Here is a 15644-nt window from a genome sequence, read left to right as displayed (position 1 = left end):
CGTGAGAAGGATTTTGCAATTTAGGGGACTGGGGGAGGATATTTGCCGTGACGCCAGAACCGTCATTGCGAGCGCAGCGAAGCAATCCATGCCTCCGCCCGGGGATAGATGGATTGCTTCGCTGCGCTCGCAATGACGGGGAGGGAGCGAAGGCTAGGCTACGCCCCCAGCACGTCCTTCTGCATCTTGCCGCCGTAGAAATGAAAGAACGGCACCGGTGCATCGTGGCGCAGCGGACCGGTGGCGAGGCGGCGGTCGAGTTCGGCGAGCACGTTCTTGGTCATGGCATGCGCATCGGCGAGCGGCTGCGAGCCGATCTCGACCCACACCAGTTCGACGAGTTCGGCATCGGCGTGGATCACGCCTTCGACCCGATGGGCAATGGCCGAAGCATCAGCAGTGAAGAAGCGCGTGTCGAAACGGCGGACGCGGCCGGGCGGGGTGATGGCGCGCGCGATCAGAAACAGGCCGGATGGATCGGGCAGCAGGCCCGCTTCCGTGAACGGCTTCCAGGCACCTTCGAGTTTTACGGGTTTTTCAACCTTGCGGCCGAGGCAGAGACCGGTTTCCTCGCAGGCTTCGCGGATCGCGGCTACCGCGAGCGCACGCGCGCGGGAAGGTGCGATCTTCGGGCTACCCTTGAGCAGGTTGGTTTCGAGTTCTCCGGAAATCGGCGCGGCAACAGGAATGCGGTTGTCCGACTTGTCGACGCGGCCGCCGGGAAAAACATATTTGCCCGGCATGAACACCACCTTGTCGTGGCGCTTGCCGACCAGAACCTTCGGCTTGTCGCCGGAGCGATCGATCAGGATCAGCGTGGCTGCATCCTTGGGCCGGAAATAGGGATGGTGATCGGCTTCTTTTCCTTCTTGTACGGCGGTCGCGGCGTCGTTCATCCCATCCCCATTTTTGGTGCTCTTGTTGTGCCCGCTTTAGCTAGACCGGCGGAATGTCGCCAGGGGCATTCTCGTCAAAGCCATGCATGCGTAATGCCCACTGGAAGCCGACCACCGCGCCCTTGATCGGCTGCAACAATAGCAGCGATGAAATGAAGGTGAGCGGCAGGTAGATCGCCAGTTGCAGCCACACCGCGGGCGAGTAATTGGTTTCGATCCACAGCGCCGCCGGTACCACGATGTGGCCGACGACGACGATCACGAGATAGGCCGGCAAATCGTCGGCCCGATGCGGGGTGAAATCGAGCCCGCATTTCGAGCAATTGTTGGCGGTCTTCAGGAAAGCGCGAAACATCTTGCCTTCGCCGCAGCGCGGGCAGCGGCAACGAAAACCGCGCTTCATCGCAGCCCACAGATCGCGCTTCTCGGCGTGTCCGGTATCCCGGGTCCATGTCGTAGGACTTACCGTTTCCATGACTTGCCTTTCTTCGATTTGCCCGGCTTGGCTTTGCCGGACTTGCCCTTGTGGGGCTTGCGAACCTTGTCGCGCGGGCTACGGCCCGGATGCGATTTCGACGGCGCTTTCGAGCCGTCGCGTTTTCTGCCGCGCGGAATGACCTGGCCTTCCGACAGCAGCTCGAACCGCAGCGCGCCGGCCACTGGCGCTGCTTCTACCAGACGCACGTCGACAACGTCACCCAATCGGTGCATGGCACCGCTGCGTGAGCCGACGAGCGCATGACGCGTTTCGTCGTAATTGTAGTACTCGGTGCCGAGCGTGCGGATCGGGATTAGCCCGTCGGCGCCGGTATCCGAAAGCTTCACAAACAGGCCGGCGCGGGTCACACCGGAAATACGGCCCTGAAACGTCGCGCCGATGCGGTCGGCGAGGAAATGCGCGATCAGCCGATCCGCTGTCTCGCGTTCCGCTTTCATGGCACGACGCTCGGTCACGGAAATCTGCGCCGCGACTTCGCTGAGCGTCTCCAGCGTTTCGGCTTCCGGCAACGCGCCTTCGCCGAGGCCGAGCGCGCGGATCAGCGCGCGATGCACGATCAGGTCAGCGTATCGCCTGATCGGTGAGGTGAAATGCGCGTAGCGGCGAAGGTTGAGGCCGAAATGGCCGTAATTCTCCGCCGAATATTCCGCCTGCGCCTGCGAGCGCAGCACCACCTCGTTGACCAGCGGTTCGTAGTCCTCGCCGCGAACCTGAACGAGCACTCGATTGAACAAGGAAGGGCGCAACGCACCCGTCTTCGCGAACGGCAGGTCAAGCGTCTTCAGGAATTCCTGGAGGTTATGAACCTTCTCCAGGGTCGGCTCGTCGTGCACCCGATAGATAAGCGGCAACGCCTTCTTTTCAAGCATTTCGGCCGCGGCGACGTTGGCGAGGATCATGAATTCCTCGATCAAGCGGTGCGCGTCGAGCCGCTCCGGTACGATGACGCGGTCGACTGACCCGTCAGCCTTGAGCAGGATTTTTCGTTCAGGCAAATCGAGGTCGAGCGGATCGCGCTCGTCGCGCGCGAGTTTTACCAGCGCATAGGCTGTGTAGAGCGGCTTCAGGATCGGTTCCAGCAGCGGGCCGGTGGTATCGTCGGGACGGCCATCGATGGCGGCCTGCGCCTGCGCATAGTGCAGCTTGGCGGCTGAGCGCATCAGCACGCGATGAAAGCTGTGCGAACGCTTGCGGCCATCGGGGCCGATCACCATCCGCACCGCGAGCGCGCCGCGTGGCTGGCCCGGCACCAGCGAGCAGAGATCGTTGGAGATGCGCTCGGGCAGCATCGGCACCACGCGATCGGGGAAATACACCGAGTTGCCGCGCGTCAGCGCGTCACGATCGAGCGCTGAGCCCGGCCGCACATAGAAGGCGACGTCGGCAATCGCGACATGGACGATGTAGCCGCCTCTGTTGTTCGGATCGGGGTCGAGCGCGGCATGCACCGCGTCGTCATGATCCTTGGCGTCGGGCGGATCGATGGTGACGAGCGGCAGCTCGCGCCAGTCCTCGCGGCCTTTCAGTGCCGCAGGCTCGGCGGCCTCGGCCTCCCGCACCGCGCTCGGCGAGAACGCTTGCGGGATTTCGTGGGCGTGGATCGCGATCAGGCTGATCGCTTTTTCGCTCGACAGCGAGCCCAGCCGCTCCTTCACCTTGCCGGAGGCGAGGCCATAGCCGCGCCCGCGAATGAGATCGACGCTGACGAGGTCGCCATCCTCGGCGCCGCTGGTGTCCGACGGCGCGATGTTCAATTCGCGTCCGGCCTGCTTCTTGTCGACAGGTACGAGCCGGCCGCCGCCGCCAGGCAGGTCGCGGAAAATGCCGAGCAGGCGCGTGCGGGCCTGATCGATGATCTTGATGATGCGCCCGCGATAGGGGGCGACCTCCCCATCATCAGCCTTTTCGATCCGCAGCAGGGCCCGGTCGCCGACACCCGCGGCGGTGCCGGGTTGCAGACGGCGCGGGACGTGGATGCGTATCTTCGGCGCGGGGCCGTTTTCCTCGGTGTCCCATTCGGTGGGAGTGGCGAGCAATTCGCCATCGGTGTCGCGGCCGGTGATGTCGGCGATCACCGTCGGGGGCAGGAGAGCCGTCTCGTGGATTTTCCGGCCGCGCTTGGCGATGGCGCCTTCGTCGGCGAGTTCGCGCAGGATGCGCTTTAGCTCAGCACGGTCGGCATTCTTCAGGCCGAACTCGCGGGCGATTTCCCGCGTGCCGATCTTGCCTGGATTCGCACGGATAAAGGCGACGATGGCGTCCCGGCCTGGAAAACCATTGTCGTGTTTTCTCTTCACTTATCCCCGGGCCTTGCCCGCGCTCTTCTTCGCAGGCGTCTTGGGTGCGGGCTTTGCCGCCGATGTCTTGGCGGCGGATGCGACCGGGGCGCGCGCCTTGCTGACGGCTTCCGATTTCGGCTTCGCCGCGGCTTTCTTCACTGCCGCCTTCTTGGCCGGCTTTGGCGCGCCGGGATCGGCAGCTTTGGCTGCTGCCTTCTTTGGCGCGGCCTTCTTCTTGGCGCCGCGCTTCGGCTTGCCGCCGTCCTTGGCGGCGCGCTCGTCGATCAGCGCAACGGCTTCAGCGAGCGTAATAGTGTCCGGCGTCTTGTCGCTCGGGATCGTGGCGTTGACGCCGCCGGCCGTCACGTAGGCGCCATAGCGGCCGTTCTTGACAGCGACACCGCCAAGGCTCGGATGCTCGCCGAGCGGCTTGCCGGGATCGGCGCCGAAGCGGCGGCCGCTCGGGCCCTTTGCGATCTTCTCGGCAATCAGCGTCACCGCGCGATTGAGGCCGATGTCGAACACCTCGTCGCCGGCTTCCAGGCTCGCATAGGTCTTTTCGTGACGCACGAACGGGCCAAAGCGGCCGATGCCGGCAGTGATCGGCTCGCCGGTTTCCGGATGTTTTCCGATTTCACGTGGCAGCGACAATAGCTTCAACGCCAGTTCCAATTCCATGTCGCCGGGCGACATGTTCTTCGGGATGCCGGCGCGCCGGGGCTTTTCGCCCTCGGCATAGTCCTTCTGTTCGCCGAGCTGGATATAGGGCCCGAAACGTCCGGCCTTCACCGTCACGTCGAGATCGGTCTCCGGGTCCTTGCCGAGAACGCGGTCGGCGCTCGCTTCGCTGTCGGCGGCGAGCGGACGCGTGTAGCGGCATTCCGGATAGTTCGAGCAGCCGACGAAGGCGCCGAACTTGCCGGCCTTGAGGTTGAGCCTGCCGGTGCCGCAGGTCGGACACTGCCTGATGTCGCCGCCATCGGCGCGGGCGGGGTAGATGTGCGGTCCCAGCATGTCATCGAGTGCGTCCAGCACTTCGGCGACGCGCAGATCCTTGATGTCGTTGACCGCGCCGATGAAGCCGATCCAGAAATCCTGCAGCACCTGCTGCCAGGAAATCTCGTTGTTGGAGATGCGGTCGAGCTGTTCTTCCAGCGCCGCCGTGAAGTCGTACTCGACATAGCGCGCGAAGAAATTCTCGAGGAACGCGACCACGACGCGGCCCTTGTCCTCGCCATGCAGCCGCTTCTTTTCGAGCTTGACGTAGCCGCGGTCCTTCAAGACCTGCAGGATCGAAGCGTAGGTCGAGGGACGGCCGATACCGAGCTCTTCCATCCGCTTGACCAGCGATGCTTCGGAGAAGCGCGGCGGCGGTTCGGTGAAGTGTTGCGTGACGGCGAGCGCCTGGCGCTTTAGCGCTTCGCCCGCGCTCATGGCGGGCAAGCGGCGCGAATCCTCGTCCTCGCCGTCGTCGTCCTTGCCTTCCTGATAGAGCGCGAGGAAGCCGTCGAACTTGATGACCTGGCCCGAGGCGCGCAGATCCAGCACGCGTGAGCCGGCCTTCGCGGCGATGTCCACGGTGGTGCGTTCGAGTTCGGCCGATTCCATCTGGCTCGCAATGGTGCGGATCCAGATCAGCTCATAGAGCTTGGCCTGATCGGTATCGAGGCGGCGGCGCATCTCGGCAGGCCGTCGCGACAGATCGGTCGGGCGGATCGCTTCATGCGCTTCCTGCGCGTTCTTGGCCTTGGTCTGGTACTGGCGCGGTGCCTCCGGCACGTAGGCGTTGCCGTAATCCTCGCCGATCACCTTGCGGGCCTGCGTGATCGCGGAGCCGTCGATCTGCACGCCGTCGGTTCGCATATAGGTGATGAGGCCGGTAGTCTCGCCGCCGATATCGATACCTTCATAGAGCCGCTGCGCGATCCGCATGGTGTGCGCGGGCGCGAAGCCGAGTTTGCGGCTGGCTTCCTGCTGCAGCGTCGAGGTGGTGAAGGGCGCCTGCGGATTGCGGCGCGCGGGCTTTGCTTCGACGGTCGAAACCGTGAAGTTCGCGGCTTCAATGGCCTTCTTGAGGTCCTCGGCTTCGGCTCCGGAACCGATGTCGAGACGCTGGATCTTCTTGCCGTCGGCGCCGACGAGGCGCGCCTCAAAGCTGTCGCCGCGCGGCGTGGTCAGCGTCGCCACCAGCGACCAGTATTCGCGCGGAACGAATTTTTCGATCTCGAGTTCGCGGTCGCAGACCAGCCGCAGCGCGACCGACTGCACGCGGCCTGCCGAGCGCGCGCCCGGCAGCTTGCGCCACAGTACCGGCGAGAGCGTGAAGCCGACCAGATAATCCAGCGCGCGGCGCGCCATATAGGCGTCGACCAGCGCGCCGTCGATCTGGCGCGGCGCCCTCATCGCATCGGTCACGGCCTGCTTGGTGATGGCGTTGAACACCACGCGCTCGATCTTTTGATCTTTCAGCGCGCGCTTTTCTTTCATCACCTCCAGCACGTGCCAGGAGATCGCTTCGCCCTCGCGATCAGGGTCGGTTGCTAGAATCAGGCGGTCGGCGCCCTTCAGCGCCTTGGCGATGTCGTTGAGTCGGCCGGCCGCCTTCGGGTCAACCTCCCAGATCATCTGAAAATTCGCGTCCGGATCGACGGAACCATTTTTAGCGGGGAGGTCGCGGACATGGCCGAACGAGGCCAGAACCTCGTAGGAGGCGCCCAAATACTTGTTGATAGTCTTGGCTTTCGCCGGCGACTCCACGATGACGATATTCATGTCATTCCAATGGCTTACGGGAAAAGATAAAGGCGGGTTCCGCGAGACTCGCGGCCCACCGATTGGACCCGAACATGGGTGGTGAGGCGGCCCCTGTCAAATCTACAAATGCCGTCAGGGAACCTTTTGGGGTCGACTTATATCTGTGGAGTTGCGAAATACGCCCTAGAGTTGCGCCATCAAAGGGGTTATTTCTGGGCAATACTTTGTGTCGCGTTAGGATGCAAATTTTTTGAGCAAGGCTGCAGGCGGCCGGAAGCGAAAAGCTTCAGGCAAGCGTCGGAAATCGCCAACCGATGAACGAAGCGATGAACGAGGCGAGGAGGGCGGCCCCGACGAGGCCGTTGCCTTTATAGCGGAGACCGTTGCCGAACTGGTCAAGCTGGCGGAGCGCCATCGGCTGGAGGTGCTCAGTCATCTGCTTGGCATGGCGCAACTCGAGGCGGAAGAGCGCCTGCGCACAAGGAGCAAACACAAGCTGTCGTGAGCGCGCACCTCGTTTACCTCGCCCCGCTTGCGGGGAGAGGTCGGATCGCCATCGGCGATCCGGGTGAGGGGGTACCGGTCTATCAATTGGCGGTGGTGCTCGCGGCAGCCCCTCACCCCAACCCTCTCCCCGTAAGAATGTTCAGAACGGGGAGAGGGAGAAGAATCCGATTAGGCTATAGCCCGCCTGCCTTGCTTGCCCGCCGGCCGCGGCTTCAGCGCGGTATCGTCCATACCCAATAGCCGCCCGTCCTGCGAATGGAGTTCGAGCTTGCGAACCAGCCGGCCCTTCTCCTTGTCGACGAGGATGGTGGCGATCTCCTCCGGGCGCTCGTCGAACTCCTCGCTCCATTGCCGCAAGGCGACCAGGATCGGGAAGACGCCGCGCCCCTTCGGGGTCAGCAGATATTCCTGGTACGCGCTGCCGTCGGCGGCGGGCGCGGTCTTCAGGATGCCCTGGTCGACCAGCGCGCGCAGCCGCACCGTGAGGATGTTCTTGGCGAGGCCCAGCTTCTTCTGGAATTCGCTGAAGCGGCTGACCCCGAACAGCGCTTCGCGAATGATCAGAATCGACCACCAATCTCCGATCGCATCCAGCGCGCGCGCGACTGGGCAGTCATCGTGTTCAAAGCTGGTCCGTTTCACCATGGCGGCTCCGTCGAAAACGCGCTGCGCGTAGATCACAGTCTTGTGCAGTTGCAATATTAAACCAGATGCCCTAGGTAGGCAATCTAGTTTAATAATGCAACCATTGGAGGCGGCTATGAGGCTCGCGAACAAGACGGCGTTGATCACAGGGGGCAACAGCGGCATCGGGCTCGCCACCGCAAGACTGTTCGTGGCGGAGGGTGCGCGGGTCGCCATAACAGGGCGCAACAAGGAGACGCTGGAAGCGGCTGCGAAAGAACTTGGGCCGAATGCGCTCGCCATCGTCGCCGATGCCACCGACATCGCGGCGACAGAAGCTGCAATCAAGCAGGCGGTTGCGAAATTCGGCAAGCTCGACGTCATTTTTGCCAATGCCGGCATCGCGGGCGGTACGCCGCTTGGTGCCGCTACGCTCGAAACCTTTGAGAAGGTGATCCGGACCAACGTCACTGCCGTGTTCTTCACCGTGCAGGCCGCAGTCCCGCATCTCAACGACGGCGCCTCCATCATCCTGAACGGTTCAGTGATCTCGGTGCTCGGGAATCCCGGCTATTCAGCCTATGCGGCGAGCAAGGCCGGTGTGCGCGCAATGGCGCGGGTGATGGCGTCCGAACTCTCGCCACGCAATATCCGCGTCAACGTGGTCTCGCCGGGGGCAATCCGTACTCCGATCTGGGGCGCTGCGCTGGCGACGCCCGAAGCCGAGAAGGCATTCGAGAAGCGCATCGGCGCAACCACGCCGCTCGGCCGCATCGGGGAACCCGATCATATCTCGAAGACGGTGCTGTTCCTCGCTTCGGACGATTCCGCGCATGTGCAGGGGCAGGAACTGTTCGTCGACGGCGGCGCCACGGCCTCGCCGAGCGGCGCGCCGATCTATCGGGGGTAGGGCATATCCCGGCAATATCGAAGCCGGCCGGCTGTCTGATGATCTCGGTCGCTGGCCCGCTTCGATGCCCTGCGGCGGATTGGCGCTGAGCCAGAACGCGCATTGAACCATGGGTTTGGCTGTTGGAGATTTCGAGGCAGGAGTCTCGCAACCAAAAACGGGTGGGTGCAACCGTGCCGAAAACCACTGGCATCTCCTCGACCCCGGCGGAAAATTCGGACACCGCGCAATTTGTTTCGATCGCGCTGTTTTCCGGCGTCGGTCTCCTGGTCTCCTTGATTATCGTGCTGCTGCGCATGAACGGCGTCTTCTGATTTGAGCGGCTGCCGTCGGGCGGCGACGGCAGCCGCCATTGCCTCAACTCAGGCGGCGTTCAGATCGCCTGCGGCTTTCAGCGCGCCGGCCACGGCCTTTTCGCGATGTTCGGGACCGACCTGGATGCCGTCGGCGGAAATGAATTCCGGATTCTTGATGCCGATGAAGCCGAACACCCAGCGCAAATAGGTTTCCAGGTGCTCGCCGACCGCGGCCGGCGTGCCCGGGCCATAGAAGCCGCCGCGCGAAATCGCGACGATGACGCGCTTGTTGCCGGCCAGACCTTCGACGCCTTGCGCGCCGTACTTGAACGTCTTGCCCGCAACCAGGATGCGGTCGATCTAGGCCTTGAGCTGGCTTGGAATCGTGAAGTTGTACATGGGGGCGCCTATCACGACGGTGTCCGACGCCAGAAACTCTTCCAGCACGATCTGGCCAGCGGCGATGTCAGCCTGCAGGCCGGCCTGCGGCGTCGCCCCTTGGCCGGCGGCGAGGTGGGAGCCAGACAGATGGGCCAGCGGTGTGAGCGTGAGGTCACGATAGCTGACCTCAAGGCCCGGATTGGCCTTGCGCAGCCTTTCGACGATGGCGGCGGAAACCTGGCGGCTGACCGAGTGGGGCCCGAGAACGCTGGAGTCGATGTGCAGAAGTTTCATGGTTGGTGTCACCCTTTGGTATAGATTTGTAACTGGCGCTATATGAGTGACCGTGGCAGAACCCCGCAAGAACGCACATTTTTTACACCCGAGCACAGCCATGAGACCCGAGCACAAGATTGTGCCTGCCTTTCCACCCGGTCCTCACCTCGACAGTGACTGCCGCGGCGCGGCCTCCGTCCTGGCGCGCGTCGGCGACAAATGGAGCGTGTTCGTGATCATGATGCTCGGCGATGGCCCGAAGCGCTTCAACGAGATCAAGCGCATGATCGGCGGCATCTCGCAGCGGATGCTGACGCTGACGCTGCGCGGACTCGAACGGGATGGTCTCGTGACGCGAACGGTGTTTCCGACCATTCCGCCGCGGGTAGACTATGAATTGACCGATCTCGGGCGCGGCTTGTCCACGCCAGTGAAGGCGCTCGGCAAGTGGGCCATCGAGCATCAGCCGGAGATCCAGCGTGCGCGGACCAAGTTCGACGCGCGCGACAGCAAGGCTTGATCAGACTATTGACACCAGCCCGCCGCCATGGCGCTCCAGCCGGCCGGCCAGTTCGAGCTCCAGCAGCACCGTGCGCACGATGCTGGGCGAGAGGCCCGACATCCGGATCAGATCGTCGAGGCTGACCGGGCTCGGCCCGAGCAACGTCACGATGCGTGCGCGCACGCCCGGATCGATGTCGAAATCGAGCGGCTCGTCATCGCCCTCGCGCGCCTCGAGCACGACCGGCCGCTCCATGATCGGCCCCACCGCGTTGATGACGTCACTGGCTTCCGTAACCAGGGTTGCACCCTGCTTGATCAAATCATTGGTGCCGGCGGCGCGCGGGTCGAGCGGTGAGCCGGGCACCGCGAACACTTCGCGGCCCTGTTCGGCGGCCATCCGCGCCGTGATCAGCGATCCCGAGCGATGCGCGGCTTCGATCACGACGACGCCGAGCGACGCGCCCGAGATCAGGCGGTTGCGCCGGGGGAAATCGTGGGCGCGCGGCACATGGCCGAGCGGCATTTCGGAAATCGCGCCGCCTTGATCGAGCAGGGCGGCGAGCAAGTCGCCGTGCTCCGGCGGATAGATCCGGTCGTGACCGCCGGCCAACACCGCGACTGTACCGCTTTCGACCGTCGCGCGATGCGCGGCCTGATCGATGCCGCGCGCCAGGCCTGAGATGACGACGAAGCCGGCCTCGCCAAGCTCGCGCGCCAACTGGCCGGCGAATTTCAGCCCGGCCCCGGAAGCGTTGCGCGAGCCGACGATCGCGATTATCGGCCGGATCAGGACGTCGGGCGCAGCGCGCACACGCACGCCGAGCAAAGGAGGCGCATCCTCAAGCGTCGCCAGCCGCGGCGGATAGGCGGCTTCGCCGGGCGCGACCAGCGTGACGCCGATCCTTTTCGCCGCGGCGATCTCGGCCCGCGCTTGCTCCTCGCTGCAGATGCGCCCTGAACGCGCGGCACCGCCACGGCGCGCCAGATCGGGCAACCGCTCCAGAGCCGCGCGCGCGTTACCGAAATGATTGAGGAGCGAATAAAAGGTTCGCGGCCCGACATTGTCGCTGCGGATCAGCCGCAGCCGGTCGATCCGGTCGGTCTCGGTGAGGTGGGGCGTGAGTTGTGTCCGGTCATGCATGCGGGTAGCAGCATTGCCCAACCTGAGATTGTGATCAACCTGTTTGATTGTGATGGGTGTTACGCTTGCTCCATGCCAAGGCCCTCCGTAACCTGCGTCCTCATCACAGGAATGCCTTCATGATCTCACTCGCCGAACTTCAGCGCCGCATCGATGCCGGCGAACTTTCACCCGACGACGCCATCGCGCAGTCGCTCGCAGCAACCAGTGCGCATGAAAAGTCCATCGGCGCCTTCGTTTGCCGGGATGAAAGTCCTCGCGCGCAAAGCGCCGGGCCGCTGCGCGGCATTGCGGTCGGCATCAAGGACATCATGGATACGGCGGATTTCCCGACTGAAATGGGCTCGCCGATCTACCAGGGATATCGGTCGCGCGGCGATGCCGCCGTGGTGATGCTGCTGAAACAGGCAGGTGCGACCATCGTGGGCAAGACCACGACCACGGCGTTTGCCTCCGTGGATCCGACGCCGACGCTCAATCCGCGCAATCATGGTCATACGCCCGGCGGATCGTCATCGGGTTCGGCGGCGGCGGTGGCGGCCGGCATGATCCCGCTCGCGCTGGGAACACAGACCGGCGGCTCGGTGATCCGGCCGGCCTCGTTCTGCGGCGTCGCCGCGATCAAGCCGTCGTACCGCTTGCTGCCGACGGTCGGCGTGAAGTGCTATTCGTGGACGCTCGATACGGTCGGCCTGTTCGCTGCCGGCGTCGACGACGTGGCGCGCGGGCTTGCCGCTATGACCGGCCGGCCTGAATTGTTGCTGCCATCAAGCATTCCGACGCCGCGCATCGGCATCGTGACGCAGGATTTCGCTGGTGCGCCGGAGGTGTCGGGCGGGGAGGCTCTGCAGATTGCGGCGCGCGCGGCGGAACGCGCCGGCGCTACTGTGCATGGGGTTGATTTGCACGAAATCGTTGCGGAGGCGTGGCACGCGCATTCGGTGATCCAGGAATTCGAGGCGCATCAGGCGCTCGCCTGGGAATACCGCGAAAATTACGACGCGATGGCGCCGCTGTTGCGCGCGCGGCTCGACGAAAGCAAGGGGACGGCACCGGCCGCCTATGACGAGGCCATGGGCGTTGCGGGCCGCGCCAGACGCGCACTGGCAAAAGTGTTCGAAGAGGTCGACGTGCTGCTGACCTTGTCGGCGCCCGGCGCTGCGCCACAGGGTTTGGGCTCGACAGGCGACGCCCGTTACAACCGGCTATGGACGCTGATGGGCGTGCCCTGCGTCAATGTTCCCGCGCTCATCGCGGACGGTGGCTTGCCGGTCGGTGTGCAGGTGATTGCACGATACGGCGCCGATGCCGAAGCGCTGGCGGCGGCGCGGTTTGTGGAGGCGGCTCTGCGGCGGAAGTGGCGCTAATTCGCCCCGATCCGTCCCTCAGTCCCAGCCTGCAGCCGCTTGATGTTCTCGCTGTGCTTCCAGAACAAGAGCAGCGTCAGCACGACGAACAGTGACGCCAGCGCCGGGTGGCCGAACCACCACAGGAACAGCGGCGTGACGAAGGCTGCGACCAGCGCCGAGAGCGAGGAGTACCGCGTGGTGACGGCGGTGGCGAGCCAGATCAGGCAGAACATCAGGGCTGCCGGCCAGAACAGGCCGATCAGCACGCCGATATAGGTGGCGACGCCCTTGCCGCCGTTGAATTTGAGCCAGACCGGGAAGAGGTGGCCGAGGAAGGCGCCGAGCGCGGCCAGCATCGCCGCATTGGCGCCACCGTAATAGCCGGCGATGATGACCGCGATCGTGCCCTTGAGCATGTCGCCGATCAGGGTTGCCGCGGCGAGGCCCTTGCGGCCGGTGCGCAGCACGTTGGTGGCGCCGATATTGCCGCTTCCGATCGAGCGCAGATCCTGCGTACCGGCAAGCTTGGTCAGCACCATGCCGAACGGGATTGAGCCGAAGAGATAGCCGAGCAGGAAGGCGACGATGAGGAATGCGTCAGACATGGCGGTAGCTCCCACCGCGGCCCGTTTCGCACGAATCAGACATGTTCATAGACCGTCCGCCCGCCCACGATAGTACGCACGACGCGCCCCGAGAAGCGGGCTTCATCGAACGGCGTGTTCTTGCATTGCGATTTGAGGTCGGCGGGATCGAGCACCCATGGCGTATCGGGATCGATCACGACGACGTCGGCCGGGGAACCCGCGCGCAGCGAGCCGCCGGGCAGGCCGAGCAGTTCCGCAGGCCGGGTCGACATCGCCCGGATCAGCGTCTTGAAATCCATCTCGCCATTGTGGATCAGCCGCAGCGCCGCCGGCAGCATGGTCTGCAACCCGACCGCGCCGGCAGCGGCCTCGGCAAACGGCAGCCGCTTGACCTCGACGTCTTGCGGGTTGTGGTCGGACATCACGACGTCGACCAGGCCGGAGGCGAGGGCGGCGACCAGCGCGAGGCGGTCCTCCTCGGTGCGCAGCGGCGGCGACAGCTTCAGGAAGGTCCGATAGGGACCGATATCGTTTTCGTTCAGCGTGACATGGTTGATCGACACGGAGGCGCTGACGTAGAGGCCGGCGTCGCGCGCGCGCTTGAGGATTTCCAGCGACTCCAGCGAGGACAGCGAGGCGGCGTGATAGCGCCCGCCGGTCAGCGCCACGAGGCGCATGTCGCGTTCCAGCATTACCGCTTCGGCCGCATTGGGAATGCCGGCCAGGCCGAGCCTCGCGGCGAACTCGCCCTCGTTCATCACGCCTTCGCCGACCAGGTCAGGATCCTCGGTGTGGTGCACGATCAGCGCGTCGAAATCACGGGCATAGGTGAGTGCCCGGCGCATCACCTGCGCGTTGGTGACGCTCCTGTCGCCGTCGGTGAAGGCCACCGCGCCGGCGGCCTTCAACAGCCCGATCTCCGTCATCTCCTGGCCGCCCAGGCCTTTTGTCAGCGCGGCCATCGGGTGGATGTTGACGATCGCGGTGTCACGGGCACGGCGCAGCACGAAGTCCACCGTCGCCGAATTGTCGATGACGGGCGAAGTATCCGGCTGGCAGATGATGGTGGTGATGCCGCCGGCGGCAGCCGCCTGGCTGGCGGAGGCAAAGGTTTCGCGGTGGCTGGCGCCGGGCTCGCCGACAAAGGCGCGCATGTCGATCAGCCCGGGGGCGACGATCTTGCCGGCGCAATTGACGATGTCGGTGCCTTCGGGCACGCCGGCCGCGCCGATGCCGCGCTTGGAGTCGCGGATCGTACCGTCGGCAATCAGGACGTCGCCGGGCCCGTCGAAATCCCGGGAGGGATCGACGACGCGGGCATTGGCGAGCAGAATGGGGCGTCGATCAGTCAGCATGGTCTCACGCGTTCGGCAGGTTGCGGGCGAGCGCTTCGAGCACCGCCATCCGCACCGCCACTCCCATTTCCACCTGTTCGCGGATCAGCGATTGCGCGCCGTCCGCCACGATCGAGTCGATCTCCACACCGCGATTCATCGGCCCCGGATGCATCACCAGCGCATCCGGTTTGGCGTAAGCCAGTTTCTTCTGGTCGAGACCGAAATAATGGAAATACTCCTGGCTCGACGGCACGAAGGAGCCGTTCATGCGCTCGCGCTGCAGCCGCAGCATCATCACGATATCGGCACCATTGAGGCCCTCGCGCATGTCGCGCGCGACCTCGACGCCCATCCGCTCGATGCCGCGCGGCAACAGCGTGGAGGGGGCGACGACGCGGACGCGAGCGCCCATGGTGTTGAGCAAGAGGATATTGGAGCGCGCCACGCGGGAATGCATCACGTCGCCGCAGATCGCGATTACGAGCCCTTCCAGCCGGCCCTTATTCCGGCGGATGGTCAGCGCGTCCAAGAGCGCCTGGGTCGGATGCTCGTGGGCGCCGTCGCCGGCATTGATCACGGAACCGTCAACCTTGCGCGCCAGAAGTTCCACCGCGCCGGAGGCGTGGTGCCGCACTACCAGGATATCCGGGTGCATGGCGTTGAGCGTCACCGCGGTGTCCATCAGCGTCTCGCCCTTGCGGATCGAGGATGAGGATACCGACATGTTCATGACGTCGGCGCCGAGCCGTTTCCCCGCCAGTTCGAACGAGGATTGGGTGCGGGTCGAGGCCTCGAAAAACAGGTTCACCTGGGTGCGACCGCGCAAGGAAGTGCGCTTTTTGTCCACCTGGCGGTTGAGCTCGACATATTCCTCGGAAAGGTCGAGCAGGCCGGTAATATCGGCAGCGGAAAGTCCCTCGATTCCCAGCAGATGCCGGTGACCGAGGACGAAGGTCGATTTCGATGCAGGGGTCATTAAAGCCTTGCTATAGGCAGAGATGCCATGCAGGGCAAGCGTCAAATCCGGCGTCCGGACTTATCCACTAGCGCTTCGGCGGCAGGGCAGACGGCCGGACGGTAGGCCCTGACGAGCGATTCAGCTAGGATGGCGCACGGTGCATCGGGCTGGGCAAAACGTGCGGCATTTCATTCAATGCGTCCGGATCGCTTCGCGGATGCTGGCGGGTACCATCGCCTGCCTCTCAGGGATAGCAGCCGGCCATGGCCGAGAAGCGCGTTGGCCGGCAACAGATACATGGATACCGCGATCACGAAGCTGGTGGTCAGTTCGGAGCGGGTGCAGT

14 protein-coding genes and 1 pseudogene are annotated in these 15644 nt (G+C 64.4%); 5 read left to right on the top strand and 10 right to left on the bottom strand.

Translation table 11 applies throughout. From position 1 onward, the window contains the following. Positions 1-158: 158 nt before the first annotated feature. The 4 genes from V1294_RS25015 to topA are packed head-to-tail and all read right to left on the bottom strand — an operon-like array spanning position 159 to position 6446. The gene (locus V1294_RS25015; RefSeq protein WP_334479779.1) at positions 159-896 is read right to left on the bottom strand and encodes an NUDIX hydrolase; all 738 of its coding nucleotides are present in this window, start codon (positions 894-896) and stop codon (positions 159-161) included. A gap of 40 nt (positions 897-936) precedes the next feature. Further along, a complete protein-coding gene (locus V1294_RS25010) occupies positions 937-1371 on the bottom strand; it encodes a DUF983 domain-containing protein (RefSeq protein ID WP_334500839.1) in 435 nt (144 codons plus the stop codon). Beyond that, a complete protein-coding gene (gene rnr, locus V1294_RS25005) occupies positions 1359-3692 on the bottom strand; it encodes a ribonuclease R (protein WP_334500837.1) in 2334 nt (777 codons plus the stop codon). The genes V1294_RS25010 and rnr overlap by 13 nt, the downstream gene beginning before the upstream one ends. After that, complete coding sequence (gene topA / locus V1294_RS25000) at positions 3693-6446, bottom strand: type I DNA topoisomerase (RefSeq protein ID WP_334500835.1); 2754 nt, start codon at positions 6444-6446, stop codon at positions 3693-3695. 232 nt (positions 6447-6678) lie between these two features. Between topA and V1294_RS24995 the strand changes: the two genes are divergently transcribed. Beyond that, positions 6679-6933, top strand: a complete 255-nt coding sequence (locus V1294_RS24995) for a hypothetical protein (protein WP_108517813.1) — start codon at positions 6679-6681, stop codon at positions 6931-6933. A gap of 170 nt (positions 6934-7103) precedes the next feature. On the opposite strand, the gene V1294_RS24990 is transcribed toward V1294_RS24995, so the two are convergent. Beyond that, positions 7104-7580 (bottom strand): winged helix-turn-helix transcriptional regulator, encoded by a 477-nt coding sequence (locus tag V1294_RS24990; RefSeq protein WP_334500832.1) that lies wholly within the window; start codon positions 7578-7580, stop codon positions 7104-7106. Between the two features lie 115 nt (positions 7581-7695). Here V1294_RS24990 and V1294_RS24985 point away from each other — a divergent pair, with 115 nt between their 5' ends. Both V1294_RS24985 and V1294_RS24980 read left to right on the top strand, forming a co-directional pair. Continuing rightward, positions 7696-8469, top strand: a complete 774-nt coding sequence (locus tag V1294_RS24985; RefSeq protein ID WP_108517809.1) for a glucose 1-dehydrogenase — start codon at positions 7696-7698, stop codon at positions 8467-8469. Positions 8470-8642: 173 nt separating this feature from the next. Beyond that, the gene (locus tag V1294_RS24980; protein WP_190241909.1) at positions 8643-8783 is read left to right on the top strand and encodes a hypothetical protein; all 141 of its coding nucleotides are present in this window, start codon (positions 8643-8645) and stop codon (positions 8781-8783) included. A 48-nt stretch (positions 8784-8831) separates the two neighbouring features. Here V1294_RS24980 and V1294_RS24975 read toward each other — a convergent pair. Next, positions 8832-9440: pseudogene (locus V1294_RS24975) on the bottom strand (FMN-dependent NADH-azoreductase). A 100-nt stretch (positions 9441-9540) separates the two neighbouring features. Here V1294_RS24975 and V1294_RS24970 point away from each other — a divergent pair. After that, the gene (locus V1294_RS24970; protein WP_334479794.1) at positions 9541-9942 is read left to right on the top strand and encodes a winged helix-turn-helix transcriptional regulator; all 402 of its coding nucleotides are present in this window, start codon (positions 9541-9543) and stop codon (positions 9940-9942) included. On the opposite strand, the gene dprA is transcribed toward V1294_RS24970, so the two are convergent. Further along, a complete protein-coding gene (gene dprA, locus V1294_RS24965; RefSeq protein WP_334479796.1) occupies positions 9943-11067 on the bottom strand; it encodes a DNA-processing protein DprA in 1125 nt (374 codons plus the stop codon). Positions 11068-11186: 119 nt separating this feature from the next. On the opposite strand from dprA, the gene V1294_RS24960 reads away from it, so the two are divergent. Next, positions 11187-12434, top strand: coding sequence for an amidase (locus tag V1294_RS24960; protein ID WP_334500829.1), 1248 nt, complete (start codon positions 11187-11189; stop codon positions 12432-12434). On the opposite strand, the gene plsY is transcribed toward V1294_RS24960, so the two are convergent. The 3 genes from plsY to V1294_RS24945 are packed head-to-tail and all read right to left on the bottom strand — an operon-like array spanning position 12431 to position 15316. Beyond that, positions 12431-13021: a glycerol-3-phosphate 1-O-acyltransferase PlsY gene (gene plsY, locus V1294_RS24955; RefSeq protein WP_334500827.1), complete on the bottom strand. Its 591-nt coding sequence runs from the start codon at positions 13019-13021 to the stop codon at positions 12431-12433. The genes V1294_RS24960 and plsY overlap by 4 nt on opposite strands. 35 nt (positions 13022-13056) lie before the next feature. After that, on the bottom strand, positions 13057-14358 hold the full coding sequence (locus V1294_RS24950) for a dihydroorotase (RefSeq protein ID WP_334500825.1): 1302 nt from the start codon (positions 14356-14358) through the stop codon (positions 13057-13059). A gap of 4 nt (positions 14359-14362) precedes the next feature. Continuing rightward, entirely contained in the window at positions 14363-15316 is a 954-nt protein-coding gene (locus V1294_RS24945) for an aspartate carbamoyltransferase catalytic subunit (RefSeq protein WP_214493129.1), read from the bottom strand. Between the last annotated feature and the right edge of the window lie 328 nt (positions 15317-15644).

The organism is Bradyrhizobium sp. AZCC 1678 (assembly GCF_036924765.1).
Taxonomy (GTDB): domain Bacteria; phylum Pseudomonadota; class Alphaproteobacteria; order Rhizobiales; family Xanthobacteraceae; genus Bradyrhizobium; species Bradyrhizobium algeriense.
This window is presented reverse-complemented; position numbering and strand designations above follow the sequence as displayed.

Excerpts from the sequence above, each read along its gene's own strand:
- V1294_RS24985 (WP_108517809.1), top strand. The coding sequence starts at position 7,696 with ATGAGGCTCGCGAACAAGACGGCGTTGATCACAGGGGGCAACAGCGGC.
- dprA (WP_334479796.1), bottom strand. The coding sequence starts at position 11,067 with ATGCATGACCGGACACAACTCACGCCCCACCTCACCGAGACCGACCGG.
- V1294_RS24970 (WP_334479794.1), top strand. The coding sequence starts at position 9,541 with ATGAGACCCGAGCACAAGATTGTGCCTGCCTTTCCACCCGGTCCTCAC.
- V1294_RS24945 (WP_214493129.1), bottom strand. The coding sequence starts at position 15,316 with ATGACCCCTGCATCGAAATCGACCTTCGTCCTCGGTCACCGGCATCTG.
- V1294_RS24990 (WP_334500832.1), bottom strand. The coding sequence starts at position 7,580 with ATGGTGAAACGGACCAGCTTTGAACACGATGACTGCCCAGTCGCGCGC.
- V1294_RS25015 (WP_334479779.1), bottom strand. The coding sequence starts at position 896 with ATGAACGACGCCGCGACCGCCGTACAAGAAGGAAAAGAAGCCGATCAC.
- V1294_RS25010 (WP_334500839.1), bottom strand. The coding sequence starts at position 1,371 with ATGGAAACGGTAAGTCCTACGACATGGACCCGGGATACCGGACACGCC.
- V1294_RS24960 (WP_334500829.1), top strand. The coding sequence starts at position 11,187 with ATGATCTCACTCGCCGAACTTCAGCGCCGCATCGATGCCGGCGAACTT.
- plsY (WP_334500827.1), bottom strand. The coding sequence starts at position 13,021 with ATGTCTGACGCATTCCTCATCGTCGCCTTCCTGCTCGGCTATCTCTTC.
- topA (WP_334500835.1), bottom strand. The coding sequence starts at position 6,446 with ATGAATATCGTCATCGTGGAGTCGCCGGCGAAAGCCAAGACTATCAAC.
- V1294_RS24950 (WP_334500825.1), bottom strand. The coding sequence starts at position 14,358 with ATGCTGACTGATCGACGCCCCATTCTGCTCGCCAATGCCCGCGTCGTC.